Source organism: Rahnella sp. GSA61A, from assembly GCF_019969905.1.
GTDB classification, from domain to species: domain Bacteria; phylum Pseudomonadota; class Gammaproteobacteria; order Enterobacterales; family Enterobacteriaceae; genus Rahnella; species Rahnella aceris.
Genome location: NZ_JAHXYO010000021.1, coordinates 38,899 through 51,692 on the forward strand (window position 1 = coordinate 38,899; position 12,794 = coordinate 51,692).

General features: G+C 54.5%; 11 protein-coding genes and 1 pseudogene. 8 read left to right on the top strand and 4 right to left on the bottom strand.

Features of this window, described 5'->3' with window-relative positions; translation table 11 throughout:
- Positions 1-13: 13 nt before the first annotated feature.
- Positions 14-1,216 carry an MFS transporter gene (locus LC431_RS21355; protein WP_223510315.1) on the bottom strand — a complete coding sequence of 401 codons (1,203 nt, stop codon included), beginning with the start codon at positions 1,214-1,216 and terminating at the stop codon, positions 14-16.
- Positions 1,217-1,329: 113 nt separating this feature from the next.
- On the opposite strand from LC431_RS21355, the gene LC431_RS21360 reads away from it, so the two are divergent.
- The 3 genes from LC431_RS21360 to LC431_RS21370 all read left to right on the top strand — a co-directional run bounded on the left by LC431_RS21360 (position 1,330) and on the right by LC431_RS21370 (position 4,289).
- A complete protein-coding gene (locus tag LC431_RS21360) occupies positions 1,330-2,265 on the top strand; it encodes a LysR family transcriptional regulator (protein WP_013575378.1) in 936 nt (311 codons plus the stop codon).
- A gap of 79 nt (positions 2,266-2,344) precedes the next feature.
- A complete protein-coding gene (zntB, locus tag LC431_RS21365) occupies positions 2,345-3,328 on the top strand; it encodes a zinc transporter ZntB (RefSeq protein WP_013575379.1) in 984 nt (327 codons plus the stop codon).
- A gap of 283 nt (positions 3,329-3,611) precedes the next feature.
- Positions 3,612-4,289, top strand: a complete 678-nt coding sequence (locus LC431_RS21370) for a hypothetical protein (RefSeq protein ID WP_126124854.1) — start codon at positions 3,612-3,614, stop codon at positions 4,287-4,289.
- Positions 4,290-4,348: 59 nt separating this feature from the next.
- Here LC431_RS21370 and ttcA read toward each other — a convergent pair whose 3' ends face one another.
- Positions 4,349-5,284, bottom strand: a complete 936-nt coding sequence (gene ttcA, locus LC431_RS21375; RefSeq protein ID WP_217216046.1) for a tRNA 2-thiocytidine(32) synthetase TtcA — start codon at positions 5,282-5,284, stop codon at positions 4,349-4,351.
- Between the two features lie 105 nt (positions 5,285-5,389).
- A pseudogene (locus LC431_RS21380) lies at positions 5,390-5,521 on the bottom strand (site-specific integrase); the annotation flags it as partial.
- A 307-nt stretch (positions 5,522-5,828) separates the two neighbouring features.
- On the opposite strand from LC431_RS21380, the gene LC431_RS21385 reads away from it, so the two are divergent.
- Both LC431_RS21385 and LC431_RS21390 read left to right on the top strand, forming a co-directional pair.
- Positions 5,829-6,062, top strand: coding sequence for a YgdI/YgdR family lipoprotein (locus LC431_RS21385; protein WP_015689902.1), 234 nt, complete (start codon positions 5,829-5,831; stop codon positions 6,060-6,062).
- Between the two features lie 32 nt (positions 6,063-6,094).
- Positions 6,095-6,337 carry a YgdI/YgdR family lipoprotein gene (locus tag LC431_RS21390; RefSeq protein WP_013575383.1) on the top strand — a complete coding sequence of 81 codons (243 nt, stop codon included), beginning with the start codon at positions 6,095-6,097 and terminating at the stop codon, positions 6,335-6,337.
- A 116-nt stretch (positions 6,338-6,453) separates the two neighbouring features.
- Here LC431_RS21390 and LC431_RS21395 read toward each other — a convergent pair whose 3' ends face one another.
- Positions 6,454-8,253: a transporter gene (locus LC431_RS21395; RefSeq protein WP_112152469.1), complete on the bottom strand. Its 1,800-nt coding sequence runs from the start codon at positions 8,251-8,253 to the stop codon at positions 6,454-6,456.
- Positions 8,254-8,510: 257 nt separating this feature from the next.
- Between LC431_RS21395 and LC431_RS21400 the strand changes: the two genes are divergently transcribed.
- The 3 genes from LC431_RS21400 to LC431_RS21410 are packed head-to-tail and all read left to right on the top strand — an operon-like array spanning position 8,511 to position 12,776.
- Positions 8,511-9,854: an alginate lyase family protein gene (locus tag LC431_RS21400; protein ID WP_119261591.1), complete on the top strand. Its 1,344-nt coding sequence runs from the start codon at positions 8,511-8,513 to the stop codon at positions 9,852-9,854.
- On the top strand, positions 9,851-11,989 hold the full coding sequence (locus LC431_RS21405) for a heparinase II/III family protein (RefSeq protein ID WP_223510316.1): 2,139 nt from the start codon (positions 9,851-9,853) through the stop codon (positions 11,987-11,989). The genes LC431_RS21400 and LC431_RS21405 overlap by 4 nt, the downstream gene beginning before the upstream one ends.
- 10 nt (positions 11,990-11,999) lie before the next feature.
- Positions 12,000-12,776 carry an SDR family NAD(P)-dependent oxidoreductase gene (locus tag LC431_RS21410; RefSeq protein WP_131638924.1) on the top strand — a complete coding sequence of 259 codons (777 nt, stop codon included), beginning with the start codon at positions 12,000-12,002 and terminating at the stop codon, positions 12,774-12,776.
- Positions 12,777-12,794 lie beyond the last annotated feature (18 nt).

Below are 12,794 nucleotides of genomic sequence, written 5' to 3' on the forward strand. Positions count from 1 at the left end.
TTTACCTCATCTTTCAGTTTTTACGGCTGAACAGACGTAGCAAGAGTGCCGCACCGGCCGCAATCGTTGCCAGCGCCACCACACCCGTCCAGCCACCGGTTGCCAGCGCTTTACTGCCGAGCGCCGCACCGGCTGACATGCCGATAAACACCACGGTGAACAGCAGGGCATTCAGTCTGCCGCGTGCCGCTGGTTCAAGGCCATACACCAGCGTCTGATGTGCCACCAGCGTGGCCTGAATACCTAAGTCAAAACCGATGGCGCTCAGCACAATCAGCGCCAGCTGAGCGTGCGATGACAACAGCGGTAACAGGAACATCGCCGCAAAAGAAATCATCACCAGTGCTGAACCCATTTGCGTGACCCGCGCCGGGCCTTTCTTATCGGCTAACGCACCGGCCAGCGGCGCAGCTAATGCCCCTGCTGCACCCGCCAGACCAAATGCCCCGGCCACCGCGCTGCCCAGATGGAACTGTTCGTTAAGCATAATCGCCAGCGTTGACCAGAAGGCACTGAACGCGACGGACAGCAAACCCTGAGCCAGTGCGGCATGACGCAGTGTTTTATAGTTTTTCCACAAGCCAAACATCGAGTGCAGCAGACCGGCATAACTGATACGCGTATCCGGTTTGAAACGCGGCAATACCCGCCAGAGCGCAACGCCAATCAGCGCGACGCTCAGCGCCGCCAGCTGATACATCACCCGCCAGCCAAAATACTCGGCCACAAAACCACTGAGTACGCGGGAAAGCAAAATCCCGACCAGAAGACCGGTCATCACTGTGCCGACCGTTTTCCCCCGTTGTGCGGCTGGCGCCAGATGCGCCGAGGCGGGCACGATATCCTGCGCCATGGTGGCACCGATACCGGTGATCAGGCTGGCGACCAGCAAACCGTGAATGCCTGGCACAAAACCACACAGCAACAACGCAGCGGCCAGTAAAATGCTTTTCAGCAGAATAATGGTGCGGCGGTCATGGCGGTCACCCAGCGGAATGAGAAACAGAATTCCCAATGCGTAACCGGCCTGTGTGAGCGTCGGAATCAGACCGACGGACGTGGTGCTGGCTTGCAGATTACCGCCCATAATGCCGAGCATCGGCTGGCTGTAGTAAATCGAGGCGACGCTTAACCCCGCACCGGCGGCCAGTGTAAAAATGATTTTGCCCGACAGGGCGGATCCCTCAACATGGGATGTGCTGGTAAGTTCTGACATAACGTGACCCCTGAATAATAAGTTTGTAGCCGTAAGTGCGTGGAATGCATTCTTCACCCGAATGGTTATAAGTGGTAGCCTGCAGAAAGGTAAAACTGTTATACGTGAGGCGTATGAATACACCCGTCACCAGCGGTATTGACCGTATCGACCTGATGCAAACTTTTGTGCGTATTGTGGAAAGCGGCAGTTTGTCTGCGGCTGCGGCGCAACTGAGCACCAGCCAGCCGACCGTCAGTCGCCGTTTGCAGTCACTCGAGCGCCTGCTGGGCGCGAAACTTATCCTGCGCACCACCCACGCGATGAAGCTCACCGACGACGGCCAGCGGTGTTATGAGCAGGCAAAATTATTACTCGAACGCTGGGTCTCGCTGGAAGATCAACTAAGCGGGGCGGGTGATGAACCGGTGGGGACCCTGCGGGTGCGTGCGCCGCATGCGTTCGGACAGGACCAGCTGATCGCGCCGCTGACCCGTTATTTACAGCGATACCCGAATCTTTCCGTCGACTGGATGCTGAATGACCGCACGCCGGACTTCATTTCTGAAGATATTGACTGCGCCATTCAGGTGGGGAATGTTGCCGATCCGTCGATGGTGGCCATTTTGCTGGCCGAGGTGCCACGTATTGTGGTGGCGACGCCGGAACTGCTGCGGCAGCATCCGGTTACCCGGGTCAGCGAACTGGCAAAATTACCCTGGATTTCTTTCAGCACGTATTACCGCAACGAATTTACGCTAAAACATGACAATGACGGCAGAATGGAAAGTTGCAACATTGCGCCGCGTATGGCGACTGACAGTTTATACGCCATGCGTAAGGCCGCGTTGTCGGGATTAGGGGCGGGCATTGTGTCTGCGTGGATCGTCAAAGAAGACATCGCCGAAGGACGTTTACAGCGCGTATTACCCGGCTGGAACGCCTTGCCGCTGCCGGTTTATCTGGTCTATCCGTATTCCAGTTATTATCCGGCGCGCCTGCGCAAATTCCTCGAAATGATGCGCGGCGTGATGCCTGAACTGGCCGAAATGCAGACACCCGGCGGGTAGAAACACTCGGTTATGTCGCGAAACTGAGAGACTTAGCGCTAAACTTAAAACAGATAACGAAGAAAAAGCGAGGAATGTCGTGGAAGTCATCAAGGGAAAAGAACTACAGGTTTCAGATGCCGTTTATGCTTTCCAGATGGACGGACAGGGCGGCGTGAACGATATCAGTCCGCTATGTGTCGCCAGTGAAGATAAACCCTGCTGGTTGCATCTTGATTACACGCTTCCTGCCAGCGAACAGTGGATTAACAGCACGCCGGTGTTACCGGATACCGTGCGCGAGGCACTGGCCGGGGACAGCGTCCGCCCGAAAGTTATGCGCGTAGGCGAGGGCACGCTGATCACCTTGCGCAGCATCAATCTTAATGCGGATGCGCGGCCCGATCAGCTGGTCACCATCCGCGTCTACCTCACCGATAAAATGATTGTCTCCACGCGGCACCGGAAAGTGTTTTCCATGGAAGAGATGATCGGGGATATGAAGCAAGGCAGCGGGCCGAGGAATACCGGGCGCTGGCTGGTGGAAATTTGCGATGCACTGACCGATCACACCAGTAATTTCATTGAAGATCTGCACGATAAAATTATCGATATTGAGGATGATTTGATGGAGCAGCAGGTGCCGGAGCGGGGTGCGATGGCGTTGCTGCGCAAACAGCTTATCGTTTTACGTCGCTATATGGCGCCGCAGCGCGATGTGTTCTCCCGCCTTGCCAGTGAACGCCTGCCGTGGATGAATGACGATGACCGCCGTCTGATGCAGGAAATTTCCGATCGGCTGGGGCGCGGACTGGATGATCTGGATGCCAGCATTGCGCGTACTGCCGTGCTCTCGGATGAAATCAGCTCACTGTTGGCCGATTCACTGAACCGCCGCACTTACACCATGTCGCTGCTGGCGATGGTCTTCCTGCCTGCGACGTTCCTGACCGGTCTGTTTGGTGTCAATCTGGGCGGTATTCCCGGCAATACCTCGCCGTTTGGTTTCGGGATTTTCTGTGCCTGTCTGCTGGCGCTGGGCGGTGGTGTCGCACTGTGGATGAAAAAAAGCCGGTGGCTGTAGAGCATTAACTGGCTGAAAAAAAGCCAAAAAAAAGCCGGTCATAAGACCGGCGTCGTTCGAATTAAATTGTGCTATGCATTAATTCTAAAAATTTGGAAATAAGACAATATGGAGCACAACGCCCATCGCTTGACGTTGCATTCACCTGCGGAATAGATACTGCACCGATTCAGCCATTCTAATGTTGATTTCGCTCAATCTTTTTTAAGGTTTCTCCCCTGCGGAAGGCCTGTACAGGCATTTTTGCTTGCCTGCCTTATTTTCGACATAACAGGAGATTGCTGTGCATACCCGGGAAATGATTCATCAGGCGTATGAAAATACGACCACTAAAACATCCGGCATCTGGAAAAACCACCGCGACACGGGCGAAATCCGCACTGAGCCTTTTTATCACCCGACGCGGCTTGCCATCACCAGCGGTCATCGCGCAGGCCCCCGGATGGCGGGGTTACTGGCAGACTTAGCCACCGCTGCGCAGGGGGATCCGCTGGCCGATGTGGCGCAGGTTAACGGCATGCATTTCACTTTTTTCGCCATCACGCAGGCGCTGTATGACCGCCCTGAAGACGCGGAAGGCCTCGCGGATCTGATCAGCATTTTTGAACAGTATTGCCGTGGCCATGTTATGCAGATCAGCGATTTGCGGCTGGTGGCTTTACCGGATCAGCTTCTGCTGGCGGGATTTCCGGACGCGGAAAGTTTGCTGGTGAGACAGGCGCTGGTTGAGCATCTGCTGAATACGCCGTGGGCAGCCAGGATCAGAGAGCGATTCCCCAACACGGAAATCCCGCAAGTCTTCTGGCACAGCACCTTGCTGCGTTACAGCGCGCAATATCTGCCTGAATCGCTGCGTGTCTGGTTCCATGAAAACCGGCAGAAAGACTTTGGCTCGCTGAGTTTGCCGGTGAACCTTGTCATGACTAATTACAACTGGACGGAGACGTTCACACTAGCCTGATAAACAAAAAGCCCGCATTGCGCGGGCTATAAGATTCACAGTGAACGCTGCGCGGGAGATTATTTAATTTCCAGCACGTTCAGACGCTCAACCGGCACCGCCGCTTCATCTTCATCCGGCTGCCAGCCAACAGGCTGCATCGGAATATCTTCACGGTCAAACGCCAGATCTCCACCGTCGACTACGGCATCGCCATGACGGATCCCTTTAAAATCGAACAGATTCATGTCATTTAGATGCGAAGGCACCACATTTTGCATCGCGCTGAACATGGTCTCAATGCGGCCAGGATATTTTTTATCCCAGTCTTTCAGCATGTCGCCGATAACCTGACGTTGCAGGTTTGGCTGCGAGCCGCACAGGTTACAAGGGATAATCGGGTATTCGCGCGCAATCGCAAAACGTTCGATATCTTTCTCGCGGCAGTATGCCAGCGGACGGATCACGATGTGTTTACCGTCGTCGCTCATCAGTTTTGGTGGCATTCCTTTCAGCTTGCCGCCGTAGAACATGTTGAGGAACAAGGTTTGCAGAATGTCATCGCGGTGATGGCCGAGGGCAATCTTGGTACAACCCAGTTCCGTCGCGGTGCGGTACAAAATCCCGCGGCGCAGACGTGAACACAGGGAACAGGTCGTTTTGCCTTCCGGGATTTTATCTTTGACGATGGAATAGGTGTCTTCGGTGACAATCTTATATTCCACACCCAGCGCGTCTAAATACTCAGGCAGGATGTGTGCCGGAAACCCCGGTTGTTTCTGGTCAAGATTGACCGCCACCAGTGAAAAATTCACCGGCGCGCTTTGTTGCAGATTGCGCAAAATTTCGAGCATGGTGTAGCTGTCTTTTCCGCCGGAAAGACAAACCATAATGCGATCACCTTCTTCGATCATACCGAAGTCAGCAATTGCTTTCCCAACGTCACGGCGCAGGCGCTTTTGTAGCTTGTTGAGGTTGTACTGCTCTTTTTTATTAACTAATTGATTATCTGACATTTTTTGATGTTCGATTCGTCTGGTGGCGCAGCAGGGGGAAAACCTGCAACGCGAGTTTCTTGTTCAGCATACCGGTCGGGTCGCTTTCATGCTCCAACTGCCGATGATAAAAGGCGGGTTTGTTCCCGCAGTCAGCATCCGGCATGCGTTCGTGTGGCGCGTATGATATGGATTACGCCGTGAAATGTCAGCGCGTTTTATAGCAGCATTCCGGCATGCTCCGATTGGGGAAAGGGAGTTGCAGGTCTGGAAGAAGAGGCGACCCTTATTTCCGGTGTCATAACGACAAATAGACTTTCAGATGTTCATGAGTATTTTCGGTCATCTCCGGCCAATAATCGGCAAATTTTTCAGGCAACAGTTTAGGTTATTTTACCTGTCCGCAGAGGGGAAGCGGGGCTGTTTAAGGGATTTTGTGCCTTGAATGACACACCTGTGATGAAGGTACGGGGGCAAATACAGATGTTTCTCAATGAACAAGCTGAAATGCTAACTATGCTTACTAAACGCATTGTTAAATCAGAATCACTTTCAGGAGAGAAGTATGAACAGGAAAAACCTTATTGCCGCGTCACTTGCCGCTGTATCCATTCTTTTTGTCGCAGGTTGCGCGTCTAATCAGGCGATTAAAACTACGGACGGGAAAACCATCGTCACAGACGGTAAACCTCAGGTAGATGACGATACCGGTCTGGTGTCTTATAAAAATGCCGAGACGGGTAAAACCGAGCAGATCAATCGCGACCAGGTTAAAAATATGAGTGAACTGGATAACTGATTTATCCGGAAATTCTGACAAAGGAGAGAATGATGAACAGGAATTTATTGCCTCAAAAAATGCTTTTGCCTTTAGCCGCTATCCTGTGTGTCGCAGCGCTGTCTGGCTGTACCCGCACGAGTTATGCGATTCAGACCAATGATGCGCGAACCATCATCAGCGACGGTAAACCGAAAGAAGCAGATTCCGGTCTGCTGGAATATACCGACGCCAATGGTGTGAAACAGCAAATCAGCAAAACTGAAGTGAAACAGGTAACAGAACTTCCGAAGTAAATCCGGTGCGTAATCTTTTTTTGTCTGATATTAAAACCCGCTGCTAAAGCGGGTTTTTTATGAACGGATTACCGCAAACCGTTGCCCAAATCTCTGCATTGGTTTTCTCATTGCCCCTATCTTTGCGACGTCACCACATTGCGTTTTAATGCTTTTTTGGCCAGTGCGGCTTTCATGCCTTTTTCTGCGCTGCGGTGCAATATCCAGCCGAACAGCAGAACTGACAGGGCGCACAGCAGGAACAGGAGCCGTCCCCACAACGGATTCGGCACCAGCACCATCAGCAGCAAACCCGCGCCCATGTACATCGAAATACGGCCGATTTTATCGCGCTGCAGGCGGTCGAACTCATCTTGTTCATGGTCGGCATAGACGGGTGTCTCCATGTCAGAAAAGAACTGCTGGCGCTGAGTTTCCCGCACTGTATCGGACTCGCGATAGAACAGAGTGGTCAGGCAGAAGAACCCGCCGGTAAACACCAGGTGCGCAAAGATATTCCACATGATCGCCACATCCAGCAGCTCACGTGCCGTCAGGGTGATCCCCAGCAGACGGGCGACATCCGGCGCGGTGAACAGGTTCGCCACCACATAAGACACACATAATCCGAATAATACGGTGACCCATGCCGCCCAGTCCGGCGTTTTACGGATAAACACACCGAGGAACAGCGGCACCACAATCGGTGCCTGCATCAGCGTGCCGACTTTCATCATCAGGTCGAACAGGCTGACTGTCTGCATGGTGTGCATGTATTGCGCCACCAGAATGACCAGTACGCCATTCACCACGCAGGCAATCTGGCCGACGCGCAACTGATATTTGTCGCTGCGTTCACTGTCGCGGTTAATGACCGGCGTCCAGAAGCTGCGTACAAAAATCCCGGAATTACGGTTCAGTGCGCAATCCATAGAAGACATGGTGGCGGCGAACAGTCCGGCCATCAGCAGGCCGACGGTGCCCACCGGCATGGCGCGTTCTGCAAAAATCAGATACACCGCATCGGTCGCGTTTTTGCCCAGTTCCGGATGCGCGGTTGCCGCGTCAGGATAAAGGATCGCCACCGCCCACGGCGGAATGAACCAGATAATCGTACCGACCAGCATCAGCACTAACGCGAACAATGCCGCCTTTTTGGCATTGAAACTGTCTTTGGCATTCAGGAAGCGGTAGGAATCCTGCAGGTTATTGATGCTCTGCACATTCTTGATAAAGAAGAACAGGAAACAGGCCACCAGCAGGGAAATATAATGCGGGCCAACGTCAGGGCCGGTAATGAAGCCGGAAGGAAACTCCGTCACCAGTTTCACCGGGCCGCCGACTTTAAATAACGCCACCACTGCGCAGGCAATGGAAATAATCGCCACCACCAGCGTCTGCACAAAATCACTGGCGACCACGCCCCACGCCCCACTCAGCAGCGAAATCACCAGCACCACGATGCCCGTCACCCATAGCGTCAGAGTGATGTCGTGCCGGAATACCGCGCTGGCAAACACCGCCAGGCTGTTCAGCCATACGCCGGCGCTGAGAATGCTCAGCGGAATGATCATCCAGGTGAAAAACTGTTCATTACCTTTGCCGAAGCGATGGTTGATTGCCTCGGTTGCGGTATCAACACGCAACTGGCGGAAGCGGGCGGCAAACCACCACCAGGCGATCAGATAGCCGAACACGTTACCGGCAAACACGCTGACGACATTGAAACCGTAGCGGTAAGCCTGACCGGCCGCACCGGTAAATGTCCAGGCGCTGAACTGGATCATAAAGGCGGTCGCGCCGACCATCCACCAGAGCATTCGCCCGCCGCCGCGGAAATAGTGGCTCGAGGAGCCGGACGCCATTTTTTTGAAGGCATAACTGATGGCAATCATTAAGACGAAGTAACCGATCATGACCAGAACGTTGATATCCATTGTCGTTACTCTCTTGTTTGTAGGGTGAGATGTTTTTTGGTTATGTATTGAGCAAGCGTAGAAGAGGGAATTGAAATTAAAAGTCGGACAAATAAGAAATGCTTAGTTTGTTATCAAATTGTGATTCTGGTCACTTGTTTGGCCTAATATCGGCTTTTAAGTCAATTCTGGCTGGCGAAAATGAAGGTTCATTGCTTTATTAGTATGACTAAAGCGTGAAATCTCAACGGGGAAATGGCGCGGAGCCGGGAGAATACATGACGTTAATGCTGTGCAGTAATGGAAAAGGAGTGACGGCCAGCCTGGTGCTGTTGCTGACGCTGATGACGGGTTCTGCCGGAGCACTGGCTGCGGAACCGGCATTTTTGAATACGGCGCAAATGTCTGTTGTCCGCCAGCAACTGCACGATCACCGTGCGGCACCGCAAACGGCGGAGGCGTATCAGCACTTGCTGGCCGCGGCGGATTCCGCCCTGAACAAGCCTGAGCTGAGCGTGACCGACAAAGGCATGACGCCGCCGGGAGGCTCGAAGCATGATTATCTCAGCCTGAGTGCGTACTGGTGGCCGGACGACAGCACACCCGACGGGCTGCCGTGGGTGCGCAAGGACGGTCATGTGAATCCCGCCAGTAAAAACGACCAGAGTGATGGCGTGCGGCTGGCCGATTTTACCGCACGGGTGCAGAACCTGACGCTGGCGTGGTATTTCTCCGGCGAACAGAAATACGCCGATAAAGCCGCCAGCCTGCTGCGCACCTGGTTTATCAACCCGGAAACGCGCATGAACCCGAATCTGAATTATGCGCAGGGCGTGCCGGGCATTTCGCCGGGACGTAACGCCGGTGTGCTGGATGGCCGCTATTTCTCCACCCGAATTGTCGATTCGTTAGTGCTGTTGCGCGGAAATCCGGCCTGGACAGATAACGACGAACAGCAAATGCGGGCGTGGATGCAGGATTATCTGCAGTGGTTGCAGGGCAGTAAAATCGCGAAAAAAGAAGGACGAACGGAGAACAATCACGGTAACTGGTATGTGACACAAGTCTCCGGTATTGCCTGGTATCTGGGCGATAAAGCGCTGACTGGCGACATGGCGAAGCTGATGAAAAGCAAGCTGGATGTGCAACTCAAACCCGATGGCACGCAGCCTGCCGAGCTGGCGCGCACGCGTTCGTTTCATTACAGCTACTTCAATTTGCAGGCAATCAGCATGATGGCGGTGCTGGCGCAGAAAAACGGCATTGACCTCTGGCATTACAAAACGTCACAAGGCGGCAGCGTGCTGACCTCGCTGGATTTCATGGCGCGCTTTACCGATCCGTCAGTGCCCTGGCCATACAAGTCACTCGATCAGATCCGTGTGCGTCCGGTGCCGTTGCTGTCCTGGGCGGATAACGCTACGGGTGAAAACCGTTACGAACAATACATCCGCAGCGCGAAATTCACCTTGCCGCCAGCGGTGAAACCGGCTTCCGGCGGATACCACGAAGACCTGACCCGTGGCGCGGTGATGGAGGCTGAACGCGAAACCTGGCTGCTGTCATTGCCATCGTTTGCGGCAGGATATGTCGCGCCACAGCCTCAGGAGATGCATAAATGAATCACTGGCAGCCGTTGCAGATAAGCGCGGGCGAAGCGGATGAACTGCGCGGACAGATTAATGCAGATTCTCCTTTGGGTGCGGCGCTGCGTGCGCAAATCACCACGCTGGAAAACATGCTCGTGCAGCCGCTGACGATTCCCGGTCACGGCGAGGCCGGTGGCCCTGAGCATACGCAGCACAAGCAAAACTATCTGGGAATCAATCTGGCGGGGCGTTTAGCGCTGATCACCGGTGAGCCACGTTATGGCGATTACGCGCTGGCGCTGCTGACCGGTTACGCCGACATTTATCCCTCGCTGGGCAGCGCGACCAGCAAAGACAGCAATGCGCCCGGTCGTTTGTTCCATCAGACCCTGAATGAAAATATGTTCTGGCTGTACGCCGTCGAAGGCTACCACTGTGTGATGCCATCGCTTAGCGCGGCTCAGCGGGAACATATCGAAACTAACCTGTTTCAGGTGATGGCAGATGATGCGCTGAACCGGCATAGCCGTGATTTCGATATCGTGCATAACCACGGTATCTGGTCGGTGGCCGCAGCGGCGATCAGCGGTTATGTGCTGGACGATGCATCGCTGGTAGAAAAAGCCTTATATGGCCTGAAAGGCGACAGTGAAAGTGGTGGATTCTTTGCCCAGCTCAGCCAGCTTTTTTCGCCGGACGGTTATTATATCGAAGGGCCGTATTACCACCGCTTTGCGTTGCGTCCGTTGTTACTGCTGGCGGAGGCCATTGAACGGCGTCAGCCGGATTTACAGATTTATCAGTTCCGTGAGCAGATTATCCGTAAAACCTGTGAAGCCCTGATGCAGACCGCATTCCCCGACGGCGTCTGGCCTGCGCTGAATGATTCCTCTAAAACCATCAATATCCGTGATGACGGCGCGGTGATCGCCGCCAGCGTCTGCTATTCCCGCTATGGCCACAATCCGCAGTGGATTGCTGTCGCACAACAACAGCAAACGGTGTGGGTGAGTGCGGCCGCGCTGAAACTCTCTGTTGCCCTGAAAAAAGCCCCGGCAACGCCCGTGGACTGGGGCAGCGCAGAACTGCGCGATGGCCCGCAAGGCACGCAGGGCGGCATCGGGATTTTACGCAGTGACGCAGAAAATCAGGACATGGCGCTGATGTGGTACGGCCAGCACGGCAGCATTCCCCGCCTGCATTCGGCGCTCAATCACGGCCACTTTGACGGCCTGCATCTTAGCCTGTTCAGCGGCGGACGCGAGTTCCTGCGTGATTACGGCTTTGGCCGCTGGGTCAACGTCGAGCCTAAATTCGGTGGCCGCTATATTCCTGAAAACAATAGTTACTGCAAGCAGACCGTCGCGCATAACACCGTGGTGGTTGACGGGCAAAGCCAGAATGGCGGCAACAGTCTTGAGGCCGAAACACGCTGGGGCGAACCGCATTTCTTCGTCACGGGTAATCCGGCCTGTCAGGGGATGAGTGCGCGGCTTAATGATTATTATCCGGGGGTGAACCAGCAACGAACGGTGCTGATGCTGAGCCTGCCGGAACTGTCTTCGCCGCTGATCGTCGATGTGTTCCGGCTTACCAGCCATGAGCCGCACCAGTACGATTATTGCCTGCATCATCTCGGTCAGTTTGTCCGCACTGATACCGCTCTTGATGCTGCCAGCCAGCTGACGCCACTCGGCGAAGATCACGGCTATCAGCATTTATGGGATTGCGCGAGGGCTGATATTGCGGCGGGAGATTCGGCCTTATTCAGCTGGCTTGACGGCGACAGTTACCGCACCCTGGTCAGCGCCTTTCCCTACGGTGGCGAACTGATTGTCGCCCGCACCGGTGCCAGCGATCCGAATTTTAACCTGCGTAATGAACCCGCTTTACTGCTGCGAACCCGGGGAGCAAACGCCATTTTCGCCAGCGTGTTTGAAACCCACGGCTATTTTGATGAAGCCAGCGAAACGTCCCTTGACGCGTGTGGCAAGGTTGAACGCGTCAGCGTGGTCAGCCATGACGACGTGCAAACCGAACTGAATATTTACTTTGCCGCCAACCGGACACTGAACGTCCGCATCAGCAACCGCGCCGCACCGGCTGCGGAAGATGCGTTCAGCGTGGCGTGGCAATCCGTTTCACCTCTGAACATCCCTGAATCATAAAGGAGTCACTATGTTTAACGATTTGAAAGGTCAGCGTGTTTTGATCACCGGTTCAACCAAAGGTATCGGGCTGGCGGCGGCGCAGGCATTTGCCGCAGCGGGCGCAAAAGTCGGGATTAACGGCCATCGTCATGATGCCAGCCTGGACAAACTGGCGGCTGATATCGCTAAGAACGGCGGCGAAGTGGCCTATTTTGGTGCGGATGTGACGAAGTCGGCCGAGTGCGAAGCGCTGGTGGCGAGTTTTGTCGAACGCTTTGGTGGCATTGATGTGCTGATTAATAACGCGGGCGGCCTGGGCGGACGTCAGGGGCTGGAAAGCATTGACGATTATTTTTATGACCATGTGATGGATCTCAATGCCCGCTCGGCGCTGATGGTCACAAAATTTGCTATTCCGCATCTGCGTCACGCGGCGAAACAAAGCGGCAAAACCACATCGGTGATCAGCACCGGTTCGATTGCCGGACGCGAAGGCGGCGGGCCGGGTGCCAGTCTCTACGCCGCTTCAAAGGCCTGGCTGCACAATGTGCACCGCAACTGGGTGAAAGAATTCACCCGGGACAATATCCGCTTTAACGTGATCGCGCCCGGCACCATCGACACCGTTTTTCACGCGGATAAGAGCGCAGAAGTGCGCGAAAAAATCGCCGGCTCCATCGCCATGGGTCGTTTCGGCACCGCTGAAGAACTGGCGCCGTCTTACCTGTTTTTCGCCTCGCACGCCTGCAGTGGTTACATCACCGGCCAGATTCTGGATGTGAATGGCGGCCAGATGGCGCCGTAGCGCACAGTTCGGGTGTTT

Coding starts and splice junctions, on each gene's coding strand:
- LC431_RS21405 (WP_223510316.1), top strand. CDS start 9,851: ATGAATCACTGGCAGCCGTTGCAGATAAGCGCGGGCGAAGCGGATGAA.
- LC431_RS21385 (WP_015689902.1), top strand. CDS start 5,829: ATGAACAGGAAAAACCTTATTGCCGCGTCACTTGCCGCTGTATCCATT.
- LC431_RS21355 (WP_223510315.1), bottom strand. CDS start 1,216: ATGTCAGAACTTACCAGCACATCCCATGTTGAGGGATCCGCCCTGTCG.
- LC431_RS21390 (WP_013575383.1), top strand. CDS start 6,095: ATGAACAGGAATTTATTGCCTCAAAAAATGCTTTTGCCTTTAGCCGCT.
- ttcA (WP_217216046.1), bottom strand. CDS start 5,284: ATGTCAGATAATCAATTAGTTAATAAAAAAGAGCAGTACAACCTCAAC.
- LC431_RS21360 (WP_013575378.1), top strand. CDS start 1,330: ATGAATACACCCGTCACCAGCGGTATTGACCGTATCGACCTGATGCAA.
- LC431_RS21400 (WP_119261591.1), top strand. CDS start 8,511: ATGACGTTAATGCTGTGCAGTAATGGAAAAGGAGTGACGGCCAGCCTG.
- LC431_RS21410 (WP_131638924.1), top strand. CDS start 12,000: ATGTTTAACGATTTGAAAGGTCAGCGTGTTTTGATCACCGGTTCAACC.
- LC431_RS21395 (WP_112152469.1), bottom strand. CDS start 8,253: ATGGATATCAACGTTCTGGTCATGATCGGTTACTTCGTCTTAATGATT.